This is a genomic window from Nitrospiraceae bacterium (assembly GCA_019637075.1).
Classification (GTDB): Bacteria; Nitrospirota; Nitrospiria; order Nitrospirales; family Nitrospiraceae; genus JAHBWI01.
In genome coordinates, this window is record JAHBWI010000003.1 from 299,987 (window position 1) to 322,682 (window position 22,696).

Genomic DNA, 22,696 nt, shown 5'->3' on the forward strand with positions numbered 1-22,696 from the left:
CGAGATGATGACGTACGGGACTCGGCTCCGTTCGATCGGGTGGGGCTCCATTGCAGTCACGGCCATGCTCGGCGCGGCCGAGGCGACGCTTGCGGCTGCCGATCCGCCGGCCGGCATGCAGTTGGCGCCGAAACAGGTGACCGAGCATAAGGTCAAGGTCGTGGCCGGCCCGTCCGTCCAGATCGACGAGCGCGGCGTCGTGTCGCTTGCTTGGATGGAAGACGACAAGGATGTGCGGACCCTGATGTATGCCCGGGGCAACGAGCCCGGGGGCACGGTCGGTTCACCGGTGCGGATCAACCGGCCGGATGAAACGCCATATTGGCGTCAAGAGGCGCCGGCCATGGTCGTGTCCGGTGATGAGGTGTTCGTCACCTGGGGGTTGATGCATCCGAAGGCGGGACCACAGCAGCCGCTCGCGACCGAATTGCGTCTCAGCCGGTCGACCGACGGAGGCCGCACGTTCGAACCTTCCGTGCTCGTCAACGATGATTCCGGCGTGATTCAACACACATTCGATTCGCTGCATCGCGGGCCCGACGGCCGTCTGTACATGGCGTGGATCGACGGTCGGGACGGAAAGAAGGAACCGGGAACGTATGCAGCCAGGTCGTTGGATCGAGGCGCCACCGTGACCAAGAACCTCAAGGTGGATGAAGGAACCTGCGTCTGCTGCCGGACCGCGCTCGCCACCGGCCCGGACGGCACGCTGTACGTCGCATGGCGAAAGATTTTTGAGGGCAACGTTCGCGAGACGGTCGTGGCCCGCAGCCTTGACGGCGGCGAGACGTTCGAGGCGCCCGTCATCGTCGGGCATGATCAATGGGTGTTCCCGGCCTGCCCGCATCGTCCGGCCTCCATGGGAGTGGACCGAGAGGGTCGTCTGTACGTCGTCTGGTACACCGAAGGCACAGACGAAATCCCATCCGTCTACTTGGCCTATTCAGACGATCGGGGGAAAACCTTCTCGGAGAAGCGCAAGCTCAATACGGCCAGGAACACATTCCCCGATCATCCGCAATTGGCGGTGGATCCGGCCGGCAGAGTGGTGGTCATCTGGGAAGAACAGGCGCCGGTCAAACGCGACGTGGTCGTGAGCGTCTCCACCGACCGCGGCCAATCCTTCACGGCGCCGTTCAAGGTGAACGAACGGAAGAGTCAGACGCCGGTCGTGGCGGTGAACGGGCGCGGGGAATTCGCGATGGCTTGGATCGAGCACGGCATGCCCGGTCATAAGATGGTCGTGCAGACGTTACGGTTGCCGGAGGTCAAGGTGGCGTCGGAAGAGGGCGTCAAGCCGTGAACGACATGCCGTTTCAGGGGCGTCCCGCAATCGGTCTTGGAAGCGTGGCCGGCTGGATGATGGGTTGGGTATTGAGCCTAGCCACCGTTGCGTTCGGTGCCGACGACCCCTTGGCGGCGATGAAGATCGGCCGTGCGCCGGCCGGAACGGCTGCGGCGCCGTTCGAGCTGCGAGCGCTCGATGGTCGCACGGTTCAATGGCACGAGCTGGCCGGCAAGGTCGTCATCTTGAATTTTTGGGCGACTTGGTGCGGCCCCTGTAAGGATGAAATGCCGGCGTTGGAGCGGCTACGGCAACAACTCGACCCGTCGCGAGCGATGCTGTTGACCGTAACGACCGATCTGCAGCGCGAAGGCATCAAGCAATTTTTGGCCGCCATGGACGTGCGACTTCCGGTGTTGTTCGATGAGGATCAAGATGTCTCGCGCGCCTACATGGTGCGGGCTTTGCCTACGACCGTCATCATCGATCGCCGGGGTTCCCTGGTCGGGCGAGCGGTCGGTCCCCGCGAATGGGATGCGCCGGCGTCGTTGAAGCTGATACAGCAATTGGCGGAGGTACGCGAGTGAGACGTCACGCGCCGATTCTCGCCGTCATCCTGGCGGTCGCCTATCTCGCCCTGGCCCTCCTGGCCACGGCCTGCGTGACGGACCATGCCGAGGCCGCGGTGCCGCAGCACCATTCGCAGCATGGTAGCAATCTTTCCCATTCGTCTTTTTGCGCCTGGGCCTGTCAGGCGAATCCGACTTCCGGCGGGGCTGTTCAGACCCCTGTCTCGGAACCCATCGCGGTCGCAAGGGCCGTGCTGCGACCGGAGTTGCCGGGCGAAGCCGGGCCCATTCAGTCTCTTCGTGCCTCACGGGCGCCTCCCGTCCGTTTCTAAGCCATTCATCCCTACATATGTGTGAGGTCCGCTTGTGCCCGAGACGAGGGCGCAAGGGGTTTGTCTGATTTCGTCGCGGCAAGTCATTGTCAGAAGGAGCGCGTGATGTGGGCCATTGGTGATTGGAGAACAGTCGGATTATTCGTCTCTATTGCCTCGGTAATGTCGATCTCATGGTGTGCAAACGGTTCGTGGGCGCAAGAGTCCGGTGCCGGAGCCGTAGACTCCGTTCAGCGGGAAAAGCAGCTACGCGACCAGATGCAAACCATCCTAAACGAACTGGAGGAACTGCAGAAGGCCAAGCCGGCTACTCCGGCCGCTGAGATTCCAGCCGCTCCCGTCGTGAAGGAGAGGGAGACGACGGCGCAGGTGCAGGAAGACGGGAAGGGGGGCGAGGCGCTGGAGTATGAGTTGGCCGATATCAGCATCGTCAGTAAACGGGTGCAGCGACGTCCTGAAGGTCTTTCCCTTTCCTCGACGCTCCCGTCGGAAACCGATTCCCAGCCGACCAGAACCATGAAGGAGTCGATGGAGTCATTGCCGGGCGTAGTCATGCGGCAAGCGAACGGACCGCGCGATTTCAGCATGATGATCCGCGGCCAGGGTGCCAAAACGACGTTCGCGGTGCGGGATATCAAAATATACGAAGACGGGTTCATCCAGACTCAGTCGGATGGTTTGTCTCGCCTGGATATTCATGATCCGTGGTTCATGCGGAGCGTGGAAGTGACGCGCGGCGCGTCATCCTCCCTCTACGACAACTATGCCTTGGGCGGCATGGTGCATTTCAGGACGCGCCGGGGCAGCGACATCAACGGCTTTGAGACGTTCGTGTCGGGCGGTTCCTTCGGCTATCACAAGGAGGCCTTCGCCGTCGGTGAGCAATACGAGAACCTCGATATCTCCCTCTTTGCCAGCAACGTCGGAGAAGACGGGTTCATTCGCAACAGCGACTATAAAACCCAGACGCTCAATTTCAATCTGCGGTTCAAGATCGACGACAAGCAGAATTTCTACTTCAAGGCCATTACCAACTGGCTGGATTCCCGTGTTCCGACCCGGTTGACCCAGGCGCAGTTCCATGCCGACGAGCGCCAGGCGGGCGGCGCTCAAACGACCTGTACGCCGGGCGTCTACAACGCCGGCTGCGCCAATGCGACCTTGCTGCACCAGCAGCGCGTCGACCGCCGCACCATCATCGGCGGTATGTACGAGCGGCAGATCAATGCGAATACGGTGCTGACGGTGGAGGCGGACTACGACGTCAAGGACATCAATCAGTACTTCTCGCAAATCACCGACAACGTCAATCCCAACTATCACCACTATACGGATCTGCGGCATGACGGCAGGCTCGGCGACATGCCGCTCCGCAGTTACGTCGGCTTCTTCGCCAATCAAATGGAGCAAGAAGGCCAGACGTTCCAGAATCTGGCGACGGGCTTCGGGACGCGCGGATCGTTGTTGCAAAACAACCGGGGCACCATCCGCAACATCGGCGGTCGCATCCGCGAGGAGTTGGAATTCGTGCCGAAGTGGACTCTGGCGGCAGGCTTGGGCTTTGAACAGTCGATGGTGAGCGTCCAGCAAATCAACTACACCGGCGCGACACCCTCGCCGAGCAGTGCGGATCGGACGTTTTACAACTGGGCGCCGGAAATGTCCCTGACCTGGAAGCCGGCCGAAGGCTATCGCCACTGGGTGCGTGGTTCCACGGGCTATGGTATTCCGGGCTTCGGTAATTTGCTGCGGGATCCGATCACAGGCCTCCCGGGATCCAATTTCGACCTGAAGCCGCAGAAGAACCTCAACACGGAAATCGGCACCGAGTCGAAGCTCACCAAGGACCTGTTGATCCAGTTGGTCGGGTTCTGGACCTTCTTCAAGAACGAAATCATCACGCAGACGATTTCGGGCGCCAATACGGCTTCGGTCAATGCGGACTCATCTCAGTACCGCGGGATCGAAATGTTCTACGACTACCGTCCGGTGACCGGCTTACGCTTGTCGGGCGCCTACACCCACATCGATGCCAAGTACATCAACTTCTCCGACCGCTTGGCGACGGGGTTTCTGGCTCGGGACGGCAACAAGGTCCCCAATGTGCCCACCGACGTGTTCTTCACCAAAGCGGAATACGATCACTGGCAGAGCGGTTGGGGCGCTTGGGTCGAGGGTAATTACTACAACAGTTACTTCCTCAACAACAGCAATACATTCGGGATCCCGTCGTATTTCATCGCGAACGTCAACGTGCACAAGACATTCGAAGTCAAGAATTCGTGGTTCCGATTCGCGAAGCTCTATGTCGAAGTGGACAACATCGCCGATAAGAAGTACGCCGCGTCCGGCCAGGTGATCGGCGGAGAGACCGCCGGCGCCGCCGCGTTGAACCAGATCTTCTTTGCCGGCTACGGCAGAGCGATCTATGGAGGCATCACGCTGGGCCTGTTCTAACAGGATGTTGAAAATGGCTGCCAGCCTCGTCCTTACATCACGCAGAGGTGCAACGTGCGACATCGCGTACGATTCGCCTCTGCGTTCGCTGAGGACTCGCCGGTCAGCCATTTTGAACTTCCTTTGCCTGGACGGCGCTCACAATCACGTTGAGGGGAGGGAGCCATGATGAAACAGCTGTTGCGCGTCGAGGAAGCCGCGGATGCATTAGCCGTGAGCCGCTGGACCATCTACCGATGGGTGGAGCAGGGGCGACTCGAGGGGACCAAGATCGGGCGCGGAAGCCTGCGGGTGTTCCGGACTTCGATCGAGAAACTGGTCCAGCAAAATAGGGTAGACGACTGCCGACTCACTGTGTGATAACCGGACAGGGCCCGTCATCAACCGGAGGCTTCGTAGCACTCGTGCGTCGCCCGTCGGCGCACGGGCGGGTGAAGTGGTATGTTCCGCTGGCTCGTTATTTTGTTCCTGCTCTGTGCGATCCCGGCCCAGGCCGCAACGGCGGCCGATACGACCAGTCTAGAAGCCTTCGCCTCCCTCCCACGCATCGTCTCCGTTCAGCTCTCGCCGTCAGGACAACAGCTGGCCCTGCTTCGCAACCAGGACGGCAAGTCGATGCTCGTCACGCAGACCGTCGCTGGGCAAGACTCCCGCGTGGTGGTGACCACCGACAATGGGGAACACGTCATCAACTGGTTCACCTGGGTCAATGACGAGCGGATGGTGGTGAGTCTCCAGGTTGCCGCCGTCAGCGGCAAGGCCGAGCAGCAAGACACGCGATTGTTGGCCGTCAATCGCGACGGGAGCCAACAGAAGTCCGATTTGCTCAAAAGTTCTTCGTTCCTGTTCGCTCCTAAACACGTTCCCCAGTTCCAGGATCGGATCATCGGGGATCTGCCCGACGATTCCCGGCATGTCCTCATGCAACTGGATTTCGAGCGGCCGCTGTCTCCCGACGTGTACAAGGTGGATGTATATAGCGGTGAGCGGACGATCGTCGAAACCAATCCGGGACTGCACACCGGTGTCCGCAATGTGTCGAATTGGGTCGTTGACCGCGAAGGGAAGGTGCGGGCAGGCGTCGGGCAGGATCGGACCACTGTTCGAGTGATCGCGAAAGCTCCGGGGAGCGATTCCTGGCGTGAGTTTGCCGAATACGACCTGACGAAGGAAACAGGACCCTATCCGTTGGGGTTCGACGAAGACCCACGCTGGCTGTATGTGCGGGACATGCATCGTGGACGGACGTCGATCTTCAAGATCGATACGGCCGATCCCGGTGCGGACCGGATCCTCGTCGCGACCGATCCCAAGTGCGATTTGCTGGGGGATCTCGTCTATTCTCGCTGGCGACGCAAGGTCGTGGGGGTCCGCTATGGCGCGGAGGACCAACGTGTGCTGTTCTGGGATTTCGACGCGCAACGTCTGCAAGCCCGAGTCGATCGGGCGTTGCCGGGCCGGACCAATATCGTCCACAGCACCAACGGGGACGGTCATCTGCACATCGTGAAATCCGGAGGTGTCGCGCATCCCCCCGAATGGTACCTATTCGATGAACGGGACAGCCACGTGGCCAAATTGGGCGATGCCTATGAAGGCTTCGCCGCGCTGCGTCCCGTCGTGCCGGAACCGGTCAGGGTGTTGGCTCGGGACGGGAAAGAGGTGCCGGTGCAGTTGGTGAAGCCAAGAGGGCTTGATGGGCGGCGCATGCCTATGGTCGTTTATCCCCACGGCAATCTGTCCTCGCGTGACTCGACCGGGTTCGATCCCTGGACCCAGTGGTTCGTCAGTCAGGGGTGGATGGTCCTGCAAGTCAGTTTTCGCGGCGTCGGTGCGTTCGGCGATGATTTTCTGCGGGGGGGATTTCAGCGCTGGGGGCTCGAGATGCAGAACGACCTGACCGATAGCGTGCGCTGGGCGGTTCAGGAAGGATTCGCGGATCCGAACAGGGTCTGCATCGTCGGGGCCAACTATGGCGGGTATGCGGCTTTGATGGGAGTCGTGCGCACGCCGGAGTTGTACCGTTGCGCCGTCAGTTTGGGCGGCATCACGGATTTACCGCAATTGGTTTCCGACAGCCGTTGGTATTTGAACCGCAAGGATGTGTCCGAGGCTCGGATCGGTTCTTGGTGGGGCGATCCCGAACGCCTGCAGGAGACATCACCGACTACCCATGCCAAGGAACTCAAAGCGCCTCTCCTATTGTTGCATGGGGCTGCCGATCGGCTGATTCCGGTCGCCCATTCGCGAGAGCTGGCCGCCGCACTCAAGGCGGCCGGGATCGGAACCATTCGGTATGTCGAACTACCCCAAGCCGACTATCAACTCAACGCGGACGAAGACCGTCTGCAGGTGTTTCAAGAACTCGACCGCTTCCTTCACCAGTATCTCGACTGAACGTAGAGTCCCGCCCATACGCTTGTAGCAACAGTGAGCACGCGTCGGTAGACAGTCAGGAATCACGCCGCGTAGCATGCGACCCCTGCCGTGTGTTTCGGTCTTTCGGGAGAGGTCATGTTTGCCGCCTGGCTGTGCTTGCTGTTCCTACTCTGGTTGAGTCCCGGTCCCGCTCAAGCGGAGTCCCCTTCGATTCCAGACGTCACGCTGGCTCCGGCCCAGGTCGTGGCTGCTGGGCCAATCGCCTTCTCGCCTCCGTCCCTTCAGTATGACGCGGCAGGAACGTTGCACGTCGTCTGGCAAGAAAAGCCGGACAGTCAAGGGCTGGTGAAATCCCTGCGGCTGGCCGGCGCATCGCGGCGTCCCGACGATCCGGTTCAAGTGAGTTCCGTCGGCCTGGGACCGGACGCTCTTCACCAGGCGCCTGCGGTGACGGTGGGAGGAGAGGACCAGGTCTTCGTGAGCTGGTCTACGGCGAATCGGGCTGCGGGTGCCATGTTTGCCTCGGATCTCCGAGTCGCCTCGTCGAGGGACGGAGGAAGGAGTTTCTCACCGCCGGTCCTGGTCAACGACGACGGCTTGCCCATTGCCCATACATTCGACGACATCCTGCGCGGTCCCGAACAGGACCTCTACGTCATGTGGTTGGACGGGCGCGGCAAGGATCGCAGCGGTGCCGCGGTCCAGTTCGCCTGTTCCCGAGATGGCGGTGCGACATTTTCTCCCAACCTCACGGTCGATGGCATGGCCTGTCCCTGTTGCCGGCCGATGCTGGCAGCGGCGCCGGACGGCAGTCTCTGGGCTGCCTGGCGAAAAACCTTCGACGGTCATGTCCGCGATATTGTGGTCGCCCAATCCACCGATCGGGGCCGGACGTTCGGTTCACCGCGGCTCGTGCATGAAGACCATTGGGTCTTTTCCGCCTGCCCCCACCGAGGTCCTTCCCTGGGATTCGATCGACGGGGAAGACTCTACGTCGCCTGGTATACGGAGGGCACCGACGAGCAGGCCAGGATCTATTTGGCGGTGTCCGATGACCAGGCGAAGAGCTTCACGGAGCCTATCCTGCTGCATACCTCGACCAATTCCTTGCCGGACAACCTGCGTATGGCGGTCCATCCTGAGGGCATGGTCGCGGCGGTGTGGGAAGAAGTCACCGGCGTGCGCAAACGCGTGGTGTTACGGCTCTCGCTCGATCGAGGCAAAACGTTCGGGGCGGTGCTGCCCTTGAGCGCCGGCACGAAGGCGGAACACCCAACCGTTGCTATTCATCCATCGGGAACATTCGCCTTGGCCTGGACCGAGCACGTCTTTCCCACGAACAAGATCGTCGTGCAAGAAGGCCGAATCGATCCTCCGCAACCGGAGAGGACACCGTGAGCCGGCAGCATCATGCCCGGATGGTTCGGGGAAGGGACAGGGCCTTCTCTTTCATCAGGTGGCGAGCAGCGTTGGTCCTGCTTGGGATCGCCGTCTACCTTGCCGCTGGTGTGATGGCAGGAGTGTGTTCCGAGGCGGCCGGTCCAGGCACGACGCACCCAGCCTCTGCGCACCATTCGTCTTCCAAATCAGCCGATCATCACCTGTTCTGTGAATGGGGCTGCCAGGCCGGAGTCGGGGTGTGGTTGGTTGCGGCGCCCGTCACTGCTCCTATGTTAATGGCCGGTGCGTGTGCTCTTCCTCGAGCAGCGCAATCCTGGCAGCCCAGTCTGTCTCTCTGTGCCGCCGTCCGTGGTCCGCCATCCATTCCTGCGCTCACATAACCATCCAATCAGTCGAGTCTATTGGTTGAGGCCGAGGTGGGCCTGTCTGGCTCCGCTGCGACGGCCTGTGGCCCGGTCCGGCCCAACGCGAAGGAACGTTTCTCATGACTGCCCATACGCAATTGGTTCCTGTATCCCGCACGCTCTGCCTGCTCACCTGCTGCCTGCTGTGGACTGTGCTCCTCTCTTCTTGCACCGGTCCGGGGGTTGGGTCTCATGGGAGGCAGGAAACGACCGGCTACGCCTTCACGAATGGTCGATGGTTCGACGGGGAGGGCTTTCGCGAAGGGACTTGGTATGCAGCGCAAGGGAAGCTGACACGCAGCAAGCCGGACATTCCCATCGAGATCGTCGATCTGCAGGGCGGTTACGTCGTGCCGCCATTTGCCGAGGCGCACAACCACAACGTGGAAGGTCCGTGGAATCTGGAGCAGGTTGTCTCGCGATACCTGGCCGACGGCGTCTTTTACGTGAAGATTCCCGGCAACATCGCGGAGTTCACCAAGCAGATTCGTTCGAGGGTGAACCGCCCGGACAGCATCGACGTGCTGTTCTCCAACGGTGGACTGACGGCAACCGGCGGACACCCGGCACCCTTGTACGAAGAGGTGTTGGCCGGCACCCGCTATGCGGCGATTGTTGGAACCCTGCCGAAAGACTGGTTCAACCGTCGCGCATACTTTTTCATCGATCAGCCCGGCGATGTGGAAGCGGTCTGGCCTGCGATCCAAGCGGACCGACCGGATTTCATCAAGGCCTACCTCGCCCATAGCGAGAACTTCGCCGCAGGACCGGCGCACTCGAGTCCCGCGCGCCATGTGGGACTGAATCCGGACCTGTTGCCGCAGATCGTCGCCAAGGCACACACACAGGGACTGCGGGTCAGCGTGCATGTCGAGACGGCGGCCGATTTTCGCGCTGCGATTCGGGCCGGGGCGGACGAACTCACCCATGTGCCGGGTTGGTGGGTGGCGGAGCCTGGCGATGTCGCCGCGGCGCAATTGACCGAGCAAGACGCAGAGCTGGCGGCGTCGGTCGGTGTCACCGTGGTGACGACCACCGTGGCGGCAGCACTCATGCCGGGGCACGGAACAGGCTCGTCCCACGAGCCGCACCATCGACCCTCACCTGACCCGCACGGGCACCATGCTTCGCCGATCGATTCCGCCACGGTGCGGGCGCTCCAGCGGGACAACCTTCGTTTGCTCCACCGGCATCACGTGCATCTGGCTGTCGGCAGCGACCATGCCGACACATCCCTCTCCGAGGTTTTTAATCTGCAACAGCTGGGACTGTTCGATAACCGAACGCTTCTGACCCTTTGGTGCCGGGACACGCCGCGCGCACTCTATCCGGGAAGACAGATCGGGCGTCTGGAAGAAGGCTACGAGGCCAGCTTTCTCGTGCTCGCCGGCGATCCCATCGCGGAATTCTCGGAAGTTCGCGCCATTCGCAGTCGCTTCAAACAGGGACGGCCGCTGGCCGTTCCGAATCCAGGACACGTTACGCATTGATGTGAAAGGAGTCGTCCATGCATCGTCACCGTAGACATTTCATTCATGTGGTTCACTGTGGCCTGCTTGCAGGCTTGGTTTGGGGAGCCGGCCCGGCAGGGGCCTTGGCTCAGGACGCGCCGCCGGGGGGAGAGGTTCCGGTGGTCGAAATGGAAACCGTCAAGGTCGAGGGGCAGCGAATCGAAAACATCGAGGATGTGAAGCAGGAGTTTGCGCGCAGGCCCGGCAGCAACATCCTGATCCAAGAGAAGGAGATCACCGAGTCGCGGGCGCTCAATTTGCAGGACGTGCTCCAGTTTGCGCCGGGCGTCCGTTTCCAATCACGGTTCGGCGCCGACGAAGGCCAGTTCCAGATTCGCGGTACGTCGCTGCGGAATAACTTTCACCATCGCGGGATCAATATCCTCATCAACGGCATTTTCTTCGGCGACGCGGACGGCTTCTCTGATTTCGAGTCGATCGATCTGCTGGCCTACGAGCGGATCGAGGTCTACAAAGGGGCGAACGCGCTCCGATACGGCGCGAACAGTATCGGCGGCGCCATCAACTTCGTGCCGCGCACGGGCTACAGCGCCTCGATGTTGCAGATGCGAATGATCGGCGGCAGTTTCGGCATGATCAGCGGTCAGGTCTCGAGCGGCAAGGTCACGCAACCGTTCAAGGTCGGCAGCATGAACGCCACGATGGATTATTACATCAGCGTGTCGGGCAACCGTCAGGACGGGTTTCAGGACAACAGCCAGCAGGCGCGCGAGCGCATCAACGCCAACATCGGATTGCAGTTGGGCAACCACCAAGAGATTCGGGCGTACTTCCTCCAAGCCAACGTCGCCGAGCGGATTCCCGGGTCGCTTACCAACGAACAGCTGTTTTCCAATCGGCAGCAAACCGGCGGGCAGAGTCCTCCGGGGACGCCGCCGTTCTTTGCCTGTGTCACGAGCAATCAGGCGTGCAATTGGGGCCGGTACTACACCCTGCAGCGGATCGGTATCGCCTACCACAACGAATTTGCGCCCAATCAGTTCTTTGAAATCATTCCCTACTTCTCCAATCAGTTTGTCGACCATCCGATCTTCCAGACGATCCGGCAGGAAAACAACAACGTCGGCGGCGAGTTCCGCTACGTCAACTCGAACGCGCTGTTCGGAAAGAACAACTCCTTCGTCGCCGGGTTCCAGCCGCGGTACGGCAATCAACGGCAGCAGCGCTTCGTGAACATCAACGGCAACATCGGGGCGCTGACGCAAAGCTACAACGCGAAGACCACCTACTTCGGCGCCTATGCGGAAGATGCCTTCGACGCCACCAAGGACTTCACGATCGTGATCGGAGGCCGGTGGGATTACACGGGACGCCAGGCCACGGTCGATAACTTCGGACCGGCCGGGAACCCGTTCAACCCCAACACCCCCTCGGTGCAGACCGGTACGCAGAAACCGCTGCAGCATTTCGGCGCCATCAGTCCGAAGGTCGGTTTTGTCTATCGCACGACGCCGACCTCGCAGTTGTATTTCAACGCCAGCCGGGCCTATGAGGCACCGCTCAATGTGGAGCTCTTGTCCTCCGTCAATGCCAACGGTTCGGCCAATACGGGTTTCCTCAATCTCGACGCGCAACGGGCTTGGCAGTTGGAGCTCGGTCACCGCGGAACCACGGCGGACAAGCGATACAGCTGGGACGTGACCGTCTATAACCTGGAAATGCAGAAGGAGATCCTGGCCTCCAACATCAACAACCAAGGGACGTTCCAGAATGCCAACGGGACCAGGCATACCGGCGTCGAAGCCGGCGGTGCCACGGTGCTGAAGAAGGGTTTGTTTGCGCAGGGGGGTGCCGGCAAGGACGACAGCCTGCAGACCCGCGTGGCCTACACATGGTCACGGTTCAAGTTCACGGACGACGTGCGGGGCGGAGGAATCGGCGGCCCCAACGTATTGATCGCCAAAGACGGCAACACCGTCGCCGGCGCGCCGGAGCATAGCCTGAATGTGGAAATGCGATACGACCACCCGGCCGGGTGGTGGATTGCGCCGAACGTCGAATGGTCGTTGTCCGGCTTCTACACGGATTACAGCAATACGATCAAGAATCCATCCTATGCCCTCGTTCATCTGCGTTCGGGCTGGAGTATCGACGAGCACTGGACGCTGTTCGCCGAGGGCCGCAACCTGACCAACAAGACCTATGCCGGAGCGGTCGTGGTGAACGATCAATTCAATCGCTTCGCGAACCCCGGGTTCGGCATCAGCGCCTTCGGGGGTGTCGAGTACAAATTCTGATCTGCGGAGGATCCCTGCGCCCGTCGTTCTGCCGACGGACGCAGGGGCTTCCGAGATCGTTTTCTTGTAGCAGCGGTGAGCAGGGCTCGGTAGACGCCCCTTTGAACCGTTGAGTAGCATGCCGATCTTGCTTGCTGACGGTGTGGCCTGTGACTTCGATGCTCCGTTCCATCCATGCGTGCCGCGACGTCCGTCGGGTGCCGCTGTTGACGTTGATGGTGACGTGCCTGCTCGTCGGCATCCGCCTGACCGCTGCTCTTGTTTGTGCCACATGTTTCACCGAACTCGAGAAGCCTCCCACTCGCACGTTCCATCTCCACGCCGGCGGCGACCGGGATCCTTGCCACCACGGGCAGGCGCCGGCGACGCCGTGGGTCGAGTGGGCCTGCTCGGTCAATCAGGATGACTCGGCCTTTCTCCTTCCGGAGATCTCACGGCTCCCGATCCTCGTTTCGACTCTCGTTCCCTTCTTCCTGCCCCTGGTCTCGTATCGGAGCTTCGCTTCGATCGCGGCCAACGGTCGTGCTCCGCCCCCGTACTCGTTCGTTCGATAAGCCCCTGCAACAGATGGAAACGATCTCCCAGCCCTGAAGACCGCGTTGGGCGAGATCGTGTGTCCGAATCAGCCGGCTCGGTTGGGTGCGCGAGGACGCGCCTGCCTGAGGGCTCCGTCATCCGGATACCTGTGAATTGGAGCTGAGCCTTGCTCGGTGCCAAGCCGGTCGATTCGGGGAATGGGTGTCATGGGACGCAACAAGGAGTGTTGTCGTGATGAAGAGCAGTACCGCACATATGCAGAGCGCACGTCCGGTCATCGGCGTGATCGTGGCGATGATGTTGTTACCGGGGGGACGGGCCTGGGCCGACGAGTCGGCTGGAGCCGGAGCGGCGGAGGAGATTCCTATGGTCGAGTCGGCGGAGGTGATGATTTCCGCCACCCGCACGCCGACCTCGGTCGGTAACGTGAATCAGGCCGTCACGATCGTGACGGAGGAACAATTGCAGCAGCAGATTGCTGCGTCACCGAGCCGAAGTTTGACACAGATTCTGACGAAACTCGTGCCGGGCATGTCGCAGAACGATCAGTCGATGGATTCCGGCACATCATTGAAGATTAGGGGCCGGTCGATCGCGATCATGATCGACGGAGTCCCGCAGCAAAGCAGTCCGACCACGGAACTGGATCTGGCCCATATCGATCCCAGCGCCATCGAACGCATCGAAATCATCCGCGGGGCGACCGCGATTTACGGTAACGGCGCCACGGGCGGTCTCATCAATATCATTACCAAGCAGCCGGGTGAGGGCAAGCCAAGCTATTACACGGAGGTGCAAGGGAGCGGGTCGTTGACCAGGGTGTTGCGTGGGCTCAGCGGGACCGTGGTGCAGGGCTTTCAAGGCAAGAAAGACTGGTTCGACTACAACATTGTCGGCAGCTTCAGCCAACAGGGTGGGATGTTCGACGCGAACGGCTCGCGCACCATGCCCGGCACCAATACGGTCGGCGGCTTTGCCGACACCAAGAGCTACAACATTATGAGCAAATTCGGGGCGACGTTCGGCGACCACCGGTTGCAGTTGACCTTCAATCGCAAGGAGTCGCGGCAGGATACCAATTACCTGGTAGATCCCAATGTGGACGCGTTGCCGCGGACCTTCGCGAGATATGTGCCTGGTTTGTCGCTGGCAGACCAACCCAAGCTGGCGAACACGCAGATCAGCGTCGATTACACCCACCCCCACCTGTTTCTCAACAGCCGCGTGCACTTGCAAGGGTACTACCGTACACAGCAGACGCGGTTTCCCACTTTGGACAGCCGGCTGTTCGGCGGCACGGATATTTTGCAAGGCTATAACCAAAGCGACGTGTTGGGAACCAGGCTCGACATCACCACGCCCATTCCGATCTATGGGAAGCCGGAAATCGTGTGGGGCATGGACTTCTCCAGCCAGCACGGGGCCCAGTCGCAGAGTCTCTTCGACCAGGCCGTGTATGATGGGTCCGGAGGGCGTGTCTACAGCAAGAACGGCGAGGTGGCCTCGTCTCCCTCGCGTGTCTTCAACAGCACCGCAGTGTTCGCGCAAGGGGAGTGGACTCCGCTCGCCGCGCTGATCCTGCGCGGCGGCGTGCGGCATGAGCGGGTGAAGGTGTCCAGCAGCGATTTCACCGGGAACGGGTCCTTCCTCCCGGCCAGTTCGATCGACTTCGACACGACCGTGTTCAATGCCGGATTCGTGTACCACCTGTTGGACCCGCTGGATGTATTTTTCAACTTCAGCCAAGGCTTCAGTGTGCCGGTGGGGTCGATCGACAACGCGTTGGGCAATGTGCCGTCCGGTACCGCCATCTCGCTCTCGCGCCTGCAGCCGCAACGAGTCAATAATTACGAACTCGGTGTGCGGGGCAAATGGAGCAAGGTTCAGGCGTCGCTCTCCGGGTACATTTCCAAGTCATCGCTGGGGTTGAATTTCGATCAATTCACCAATTCCCTGCGGCGGGCTCCGCAAACGATCTACGGCGTCGAGGCCACGCTCGATGTGCAGCCGATCGAGCGGGTGCGTTTGGGCGGAACCTATACGTTCGTGGAAGGCGATCAGACCATCGCCTTCAACCCGGATGTCCGGGTGCCGTTGAACGGCTTTGCGATCGCGCCGCAGAAGATCACCGCATACCTTGAACACCTGACGGTGCCTGAATGGCAGTGGCGCAATCGGATCCAGGTGCTCTATTCGGGGAGCCGCACCCGCTCGCTGACGGCATTCAACAGCGGGATCGATCCCACCGCGGATCCCTTCGGCCAGACGGAGTACTTTCTGGTCGATCTGGTCAGTACCGTGAAGGCCGGTCCTGGGACACTCCGGTTCGGCATCGAGAATCTGCTGAACAAGCAGTACGCGACGCCGTTCAACCAGATTTCCTTCACCAACAGTTTCTATTTCGCAGGGCGCGGAACCACGGCCTCGATCGGCTATTCGATCTACTACTGAGCCCACCAGGCTGGAGTGCACACCGGCTCGGCATGATTCCATGCCGAGCCGGTTCGTGCCATTCTTCCCCTCTGTAGCAGCAGTGAGCAGCGATCAGTAGACGCTCCGCTTGCTCGTGCGTGTAGTCGGCACCCCTAATGAATCGATTCGACACAGTGGACGGCATGGCTGCTGCTCTGTGCCATCTATGCCTACTTCGTCGGCTTTCTTCCGTTCTTAGGCGCCGAGGAGTTTGCAGCGCACTATGCGATCGAAGGGGAACATGTTTCGGATTATGGATACTATGCCGCCCCGCAAATAGAAAAGCCGCAAGCAAATCAGGTGCTTCAGCCGGTCATGCTCCTCTGTTGCCCGGCTCCGCAACTGGTTGATCGTGCAGTGCTGGATGAATGGCAGCGTGATCGTCCGTCTCCGCTCGGATCTTCCCCTTCACATGGTCTCCGTGCCCCTCCCACGCTGATTCCCGCGTAACGCATTCCTGCGTCCATCGGCAGCCGCCGTCGTTCGATCGAGCCTCTGTCTCGACGGGCGGGGCCCTGCGCGAACCGAAGAAAGGGGATCATCGTGCGAGTGTGCCGATCAGTACGTTCTACAACCAGCCGGGTTTTCCAAGGGATCAAGTCGAGGGGCCGCTGGTCGACGTCAATGGGTTGCATAAGTTCAACGATTCTCCGGCCTATAACATGCCGGGGGAGCCGCTGATGGTAGTCGGTTCGTTGCGGTGGGAGTTCGAGTCATGGTGCCCGGTGCAGTGAGGAGCGCCTACCGGGTCTGGCGGGACTGTAGCATCGGTGAGCAGGAGCTAGTAGACATGGGAGGTTGAGTTTCGTATGGTAAGGGGGCTGCAGCTGTACGGAGTACATCCGGTGAACGACATTTTTCAGTTTGCGTCCATCCGTGGGCGAACGGGACGGACCCCGTCGCTGCTTGTTTTTGTTGCGTGTCTCCTCGTGGCCATCCGTTTGGTGGCCGGATTTGTCTGTCACACCTGCTTCATTGATTTCGAAAAGCCGACCTCCAGAAGCTTTCATCTCCACGCCGGCGGAGATCGTGATCCCTGTCACCACGGCCGAGCCGAAGCGAGTCCCCTGACGACTTGGGCCTGTACGGTGACGCAGGACGAAACGGCGTTCATTCTCCCGGAAATTCCACGTCTCCCTATCGTGGTCTCTGAATTAGTTCCGCTGGTGTTGCTGCTGCTGTCCTATCGTACCTTGTTTGAGATTGTGGCCCACGGCCGCGGTCCCCCCGTTCCTCTCTCCTGATCACACGATTCATCCGTACGCAGTGGGCTTCATTCGCATGTGGGTCCGATTCAGTCGGAGCTCGTGTCATGGATTGGGTCATGGCCCGTCCTCAGCATCGTCGTTCGGTCGAACGACGTGTATGAGACCGTGGTGATGATGCCGGTTGCGGCGCGATCTCCGGAGGTGTGGTGCGCAGGATCATGAGTCACATGGTACGTGAGACCGTCACATCCGCATCGGTTTCGATGCCAGACGCCTCCCGGCGCACTCGCAGACGCGCGTGGCGCGCTGTGTGGGTGCAGGTGCATTTGTATTTGGGGCTATTCGTCGGAGCTCTGCTGGTGGTCTTCGGGGTGACGGGTAGCGTGCTCGTCTTCTTTCAGGAGATCGACGAGTGGCTGAATCCAACACTCCTGACGGTAGAGGTTCCGGCGCCAGGGCAGGATGAGTATCGGCCGGTGGGTGAGATCTTGGCGGCGGCGGAGCGGGCGGCGGCGCCGGGGAGCCGCATCACCCAGGTGTATGGCGCGCCGACTCGTGAACGTGTCGTGGCCGTGTATGTTGAGCAGCCCTCGACGGCCTGGCAGCGAATCTTTGTCGATCCCTATCGGGCCCGGGTCACGGGGGTGCGCAGCTACGGAGCTGGCGAGTGGGTCCCACGGTATTTCATGGATGCCGTCTTTTCGCTGCATTTTCAACTCTTGGCCGGTGTGAACGGCGTGACGCTGGCGGCGATTGTGGCGTGGCTGCTGATCCTCTCGTTGATCACGGGCGTGATCGTCTGGTGGCCTGTGAACGGCCAGTGGCGGCAGGCGCTGGTCATCAGGCGGCCGGCCATACCCTTCCGTCTCCTGTTTGATCTCCATAAGACGGTCGCGCTCTATCTCTGTCTTGCGATCGGGGCGATCTTGCTGTCGGGTGCCTATATGAACTGGGCAGATCCCATCGTCTGGGTGACACAGCTCATGTCTCCGGCAACACGCGGGCCTGCGGAGGCCCCTCATTCCACCCCGCTTGCCGGTGGGCATCCGATCAGCCCGGAGCAGGCGGTGGCGTTGGCGGCGGCTCGCTATCCGGAGGGCCGACTGAGGTCGATCTCCATGCCGGAAGATGCAACAGGCGTCTATCAGGTCGGGCGGGAAGGCGTGCCGGGATTGAGCACGTTTTGGTCGGAACGGATCGTGAGCGTGGATCAATACAGTGGTGCGATTCTCGACGTGCGGGCCCCCGATACGAGGCGGAGCGCCGGAGAAACGTTTATCGATTGGCAATGGCCCCTGCATTCGGGGCAGGCGTTCGGGATGCCCGGCCGCCTGCTCGTGTGCGCCAGTGGCCTGGCCTGTCCGGTCATCTATGCCACCGGGTTCCTCATGTGGTGGCGTAAGCGGCGTGGGCGCGAGCGGCGGGCGGTTGTGCCGATGTCATAACTCGCGCTCCGGCAGTTCGAATGGCATTAGCAGGGAGCGGGGCGACTCGCGGCCGTTCCCTGGAGGAGGTATCGTGTCTGCTCATCAATCACCCGATCGTCCTGAGCCTCGCAAATCCGGCATTCACGACGCCGATTTGGACGGGTTGGCGATTCGTCGTCCCGCTCCCGGTGAGCCCTCGCCTGCCGGTCGGCGCCGGTGGATCTGGCTGACTCTGGCCGTTCTGTTGGTTGCGGCCGGATTGGCCTGGAGCAGCGCCTGGCTGCGACCGGATCAACGGGTCGAGGTGGTTCCGGTGATTCGCATGCCGTCAGGGAGCGGGGCAGGCCTGGCGGCGACCGGGTATGTGGTCGCGCAGCGGCAGGCCTCGATTGCGTCCAAGGGCACCGGACGATTGATCTATTTCGGCGTCAACGTCGGCGATCGCGTGAAGGAGGGCCAACTGATCGCGCGGATCGAACACGACGACATGGATGCGCTCTATCGGCAGGCCTTGGCCCGGTTGGGTGTGGCGCGGGCGCAACTGGGTGCCGCAAAGCCGGAGCTCGAAGAGGCGACGCTGAGTTTCGAGCGGGTGAGGACGCTCCTGGAGAAGTCGTTTGTCACCAAATCGGAGTACGACATGGCCTCGGCCCGTCTGCGTCGTGCCGCCGCTGCCGTGAAATCGGCTGAAGCGGCAGTCACGGCGGCGGAGGCCGAACGCCAAAACGCGACGGTCCAACTTGACAATACGAGCATCCACGCGCCGTTCGACGGGGTCATCGTGAAGAAATTGGCCGAGATCGGCGAGGTCGTGTCACCGTTCACCGCCACCGTCCGTTCCGGAGGGTCCGTGGTGAACATGGTCGACCCCTTGTCCGTGACGGTCGATGCGGAGGTGTCGGAATCAATGATTCACCGCGTGCGGGCTGGTCAGCCGGCGGAGATTCAACTCGATTCGGTGCCGGGGCACCGATATCAGGGCGAAGTGCAGCAGGTGATGCCGATCGCCGATCGCGCCAAGGGGACAGTGCTCACGCGCATCCGATTTCGTGACCTGGATGATCGGGTGCGGCCTGAGCTGAGCGCCAAGGTCACGTTTGGTCCTGTTCCCGGGGCGCCGGCAGAGCCGGGGGAGGACTGGGGTGTGCCATCCACCGCCGTGGTGACCCGCGAGGGGCGATCGGTGGTGCTCGTTGTGCGTGCGGGTATCGTGGCGGAAGCGGTGGTGCAAGTCGGGACCCCCGCGGCCGGGATGGTCCCCGTGCATGGACCCCTGTCGCAGACCGATGAAGTCATTGTCGCGCCGACCGAGACCGTGCATTCCGGCAGCACGGTGTCGGTCATCCGTCGTGTCTCGTAACGAGTCCGTCCATGTTTGATCCGGTCGTCAGTCTCAGAAGGTCACCAAGAGTTATAGCGTGCCGGCACTCAGGTGTCGGTCCTGCAGGATTTGTCCGCTGGCATTCCGGCCAGCACCTTTACTCGCGATCATGGGACCGTCCGGGTCCGGCAAGAGTACGTTGCTGAACGTAATGAAGCGGGGATCGATCGGCCGACGGAAGCGGATCGGTGGTGGTGGCGGAACCAGGCTGGACGGCTTGTCGAAGGTGAGATGGCGCGGTGGCGCGCGCCACATCAGGTATGTGTTTCAGACCTACAACCTCATTCCGGTGCTGACGGCGGCGGAAATGTGGAAATTGCCGCTGGCCCTGACATCGACGCGGCGGGAGCGCGCCGACCGTGTAAAGATAACCGCTACGGCTGGTCGGGCTGGAGTGATCGTATGGATCACTATCACGGCAGGTGTCCGGTGGCCAGGAGCAGCGGGTCGGCGTGGCGCGCGCCATTGTCAGCGACCCGACCATGATCCTCGCGGACGAGCCGACCGGAAACCTCGATCGCGAATCGGCCGACGACATCCTCACTCTCCTGGCCAGGTTGAACCGTGAATTGGGCAAGACCATCGTGATGGTCACGCACGATCCCCGCGCGTCCGAGCGGGCGCAGATGATCCGGCATCTCGAAAAGGGGCTGTTGGAGTTGCCGCCATGACACTGATCCGCTTGATGCTTCGGAACACGATCCGGCGGCCGGTGCGTCTGGCGCTGACGATCGGCGGCCTGGCGATGGTCGTCTTGGCCTTCGGGTTGTTGCGGCTGACGCTGGATGAATGGCACAGCGGCGTGAAGGCGGCGGCCAACAATCGCTTGATCACCGTCCATGCCATGTCCGATTCACTGCTTCTGCCGTTGTCGTATCGAGAGCGGATAGCGGTAGTCCCCGGTGTGCAGGTGGCGCATTACGGCAATGTGTTCGGCGTCGAGTACCGGGATGCGAAGGAATCGTTCGGGGCGTTTGCGGAGCAGATGAGCACGTTCTTCGAGACGTACCCGGAAGTCATCTTGAACGAAGCGGATCGTCTGGCGTTGCTGAAGGATCGGGGCGGATGCCTTATCGGACAGAAACTCGCCGCCCGCTTCGGCTGGAAGGTCGGTGACGTGATCCCGCTCAAGGGCACGACCCATCCTGGGAACTGGGAGTTGACCGTACGCGGCATCTACCGCAGCAGCAGCCCCGGCATCATGGGTGAAGGCGAACTCTATGTGCATTGGCAGTTTGCCAATGAGCGTCTGAGGACGACGGCGCCGGATCGAGCCGACCAAGTGGGTTGGTACGTCGCCACGACGGCGCCGGGCGTGAATCCCCGCAGCGTGGTCGCCGCCATCGATGCCACCTTTGCCAACTCATTCGCGGAAACCAGGACGGAGCGCGAACAAGCCTATATTGCCGGCTGGGTCGCGCGCTCGGGCGCGTTGCTCGATGCATTGGATTGGTTGTCCGGCGTGATGAACGGCATCGCGGCCCTGGTTCTGGTCAATGCGTTGGCGATGGCGGTGCGCGAGCGAACGAGGGAATATGGGGTGATGAAGACCCTGGGCTTCCAGCCGCGCCATTTGGTGGCGCTCGTCCTGGGGGAGTCGCTGCTGGTGGCGCTGGGCGGCGCTCTGGCCGGGTTGGGATTGTTGTACCCGGCGGCGCGGCTCTATGCGGTCATGGTCGCAGGTGGAAAAACGGTAGGCGCCTATGAGATCACCGCCGAGACGATCGGGATGTGTCTGGGTGTAATGGTCCTGGTCGGCCTGCTGGCTGCCCTCTGGCCCGCCGTACGTCTCAGCCATATGACGACGTTGGAAGGGTTGCGTCACAGGGGATAACGTCGCGAGGTCGGCCGGTGTTGTGGAGCGTGTACAGTCTGCGGAATCTCTGGGCGCGCCGCGTCACGACCCTGCTCACGCTGCTGGGGCTTGGGCTCGTGGTCTTCGTGTTCGTGGCCATTCTGATGCTGGCGCACGGCTTGGAGCGGACGATGGGCAGGACCGGGGATCCTGCCAACGCGATCGTGATGAGTAAGGGAGCGCTCTCCGAAATCGAAAGCAGCCTGTCACGCGATCACACCGGGGTGCTGGCGGCACAGCCGGAGGTCATCACCCTGGCGAACCATCAGGCCGCGGCGGTGCGGGAAATTGCTTTGCAACTCACCTTGCGCAAGCAGGGAGGCGGAAGCCTGGCCAGCCTGTCGCTGCGTGGATCTTCGCCCGATGCCTTTGCCGTGCGCCCCCCGGTGCGCATCGTCCAAGGACGTCTGTGGCAGCCGGGCACGACGGAGGTGATTGTCGGCACCCAGGTGGCCAAGCAGTTTCCTGAAGCCCGTCTGTCCGAAACGCTGCGGTTCGGGCGGCGGGAGTGGACGGTAGTCGGGATCTTCGAGTCGGAGGGCAGCGGCTTCGACTCCGAGGTGTGGGGCGATGCGGAGCAGATGATGGCCACGTTCCATCGCACGGCGTTCTCGTCCATGACCATACGGTTGGCCGATCCGACTGTGCTGCCGGCATTCAAAGCGCGGCTGGAGCGAGATCCCCGGTTCAAAGTGTCAGTGAAGCGCGAGCCGGAGTATTACGAAGGCAAGGCCGAGGGGCTGGCCAGGCTGATTCGCGTGACCGGCTTATTCCTGACCGTGGTGTTCAGCGTCGGGGCCATGCTCGGGGCGACGATGACCATGTCCGCCTCCGTCGCGCATCGCACGACGGAGATCGGCACACTTCGCACCTTGGGATTTACGCGCAGCCACATTCTGCAGGCCTTTCTGCTCGAATCGATTCTACTGGGCCTTGCCGGAGGACTGCTGGGTGTGGCTGGCGCCGCCCTGCTCAATTCCATGACGATTTCGACCGTGAACTGGGATACCGGCGCCGAGTTGGCCTTTGCATTTCATCTCACCCCCGCGATGGTCGGCGAAGGATTGCTCTTCGCCGCCGGCATGGGAGTCATCGGGGGCCTCGTGCCCGCCGCACGGGCGGCACGTATCGAGATTGTCCACGCACTCGGACAACGGACGGTCTAGAGTTGCTCAGGTCTGTGCTACACAATCTGTAGCAGCCATGAGCACCCATCCGTA

The 22,696-nt window shown here is 61.6% G+C and carries 18 protein-coding genes; all 18 read left to right on the plus strand.

The window, feature by feature from the left end; genetic code table 11:
- Positions 1-4: 4 nt before the first annotated feature.
- The 18 genes from KF814_09530 (at position 5) to KF814_09615 (ending at position 22,642) form a co-directional block, all read left to right on the plus strand.
- On the plus strand, positions 5-1,303 hold the full coding sequence (locus tag KF814_09530) for an exo-alpha-sialidase (protein ID MBX3236382.1): 1,299 nt from the start codon (positions 5-7) through the stop codon (positions 1,301-1,303).
- Positions 1,300-1,872, plus strand: coding sequence for a TlpA family protein disulfide reductase (locus tag KF814_09535; GenBank protein MBX3236383.1), 573 nt, complete (start codon positions 1,300-1,302; stop codon positions 1,870-1,872). Before KF814_09530 ends, KF814_09535 begins: the two co-directional genes overlap by 4 nt.
- On the plus strand, positions 1,869-2,186 hold the full coding sequence (locus KF814_09540; protein ID MBX3236384.1) for a hypothetical protein: 318 nt from the start codon (positions 1,869-1,871) through the stop codon (positions 2,184-2,186). Before KF814_09535 ends, KF814_09540 begins: the two co-directional genes overlap by 4 nt.
- A gap of 105 nt (positions 2,187-2,291) precedes the next feature.
- Positions 2,292-4,643, plus strand: coding sequence for a TonB-dependent receptor plug domain-containing protein (locus tag KF814_09545; GenBank protein MBX3236385.1), 2,352 nt, complete (start codon positions 2,292-2,294; stop codon positions 4,641-4,643).
- Positions 4,644-4,808: 165 nt separating this feature from the next.
- Entirely contained in the window at positions 4,809-5,003 is a 195-nt protein-coding gene (locus tag KF814_09550; protein MBX3236386.1) for a helix-turn-helix domain-containing protein, read from the plus strand.
- Between the two features lie 81 nt (positions 5,004-5,084).
- Positions 5,085-7,040, plus strand: a complete 1,956-nt coding sequence (locus tag KF814_09555; GenBank protein ID MBX3236387.1) for a S9 family peptidase — start codon at positions 5,085-5,087, stop codon at positions 7,038-7,040.
- Positions 7,041-7,157: 117 nt separating this feature from the next.
- A complete protein-coding gene (locus KF814_09560; GenBank protein MBX3236388.1) occupies positions 7,158-8,420 on the plus strand; it encodes an exo-alpha-sialidase in 1,263 nt (420 codons plus the stop codon).
- A 487-nt stretch (positions 8,421-8,907) separates the two neighbouring features.
- A complete protein-coding gene (locus KF814_09565; GenBank protein ID MBX3236389.1) occupies positions 8,908-10,317 on the plus strand; it encodes an amidohydrolase family protein in 1,410 nt (469 codons plus the stop codon).
- Positions 10,318-10,334: 17 nt separating this feature from the next.
- Entirely contained in the window at positions 10,335-12,596 is a 2,262-nt protein-coding gene (locus tag KF814_09570) for a TonB-dependent receptor (GenBank protein MBX3236390.1), read from the plus strand.
- A 149-nt stretch (positions 12,597-12,745) separates the two neighbouring features.
- Positions 12,746-13,150, plus strand: a complete 405-nt coding sequence (locus KF814_09575; GenBank protein MBX3236391.1) for a hypothetical protein — start codon at positions 12,746-12,748, stop codon at positions 13,148-13,150.
- A 217-nt stretch (positions 13,151-13,367) separates the two neighbouring features.
- A complete protein-coding gene (locus KF814_09580) occupies positions 13,368-15,584 on the plus strand; it encodes a TonB-dependent receptor (protein MBX3236392.1) in 2,217 nt (738 codons plus the stop codon).
- A 572-nt stretch (positions 15,585-16,156) separates the two neighbouring features.
- Entirely contained in the window at positions 16,157-16,339 is a 183-nt protein-coding gene (locus tag KF814_09585; protein ID MBX3236393.1) for a hypothetical protein, read from the plus strand.
- A gap of 138 nt (positions 16,340-16,477) precedes the next feature.
- Complete coding sequence (locus KF814_09590; GenBank protein ID MBX3236394.1) at positions 16,478-16,849, plus strand: hypothetical protein; 372 nt, start codon at positions 16,478-16,480, stop codon at positions 16,847-16,849.
- A 191-nt stretch (positions 16,850-17,040) separates the two neighbouring features.
- Positions 17,041-18,258 carry a PepSY domain-containing protein gene (locus KF814_09595; GenBank protein MBX3236395.1) on the plus strand — a complete coding sequence of 406 codons (1,218 nt, stop codon included), beginning with the start codon at positions 17,041-17,043 and terminating at the stop codon, positions 18,256-18,258.
- A gap of 73 nt (positions 18,259-18,331) precedes the next feature.
- Positions 18,332-19,600, plus strand: a complete 1,269-nt coding sequence (locus KF814_09600) for an efflux RND transporter periplasmic adaptor subunit (protein MBX3236396.1) — start codon at positions 18,332-18,334, stop codon at positions 19,598-19,600.
- Positions 19,601-19,730: 130 nt separating this feature from the next.
- The gene (locus tag KF814_09605) at positions 19,731-20,189 is read left to right on the plus strand and encodes an ATP-binding cassette domain-containing protein (protein MBX3236397.1); all 459 of its coding nucleotides are present in this window, start codon (positions 19,731-19,733) and stop codon (positions 20,187-20,189) included.
- Positions 20,190-20,288: 99 nt separating this feature from the next.
- Complete coding sequence (locus KF814_09610; protein ID MBX3236398.1) at positions 20,289-21,455, plus strand: ABC transporter permease; 1,167 nt, start codon at positions 20,289-20,291, stop codon at positions 21,453-21,455.
- Between the two features lie 17 nt (positions 21,456-21,472).
- Positions 21,473-22,642 carry an ABC transporter permease gene (locus KF814_09615; protein ID MBX3236399.1) on the plus strand — a complete coding sequence of 390 codons (1,170 nt, stop codon included), beginning with the start codon at positions 21,473-21,475 and terminating at the stop codon, positions 22,640-22,642.
- Positions 22,643-22,696 lie beyond the last annotated feature (54 nt).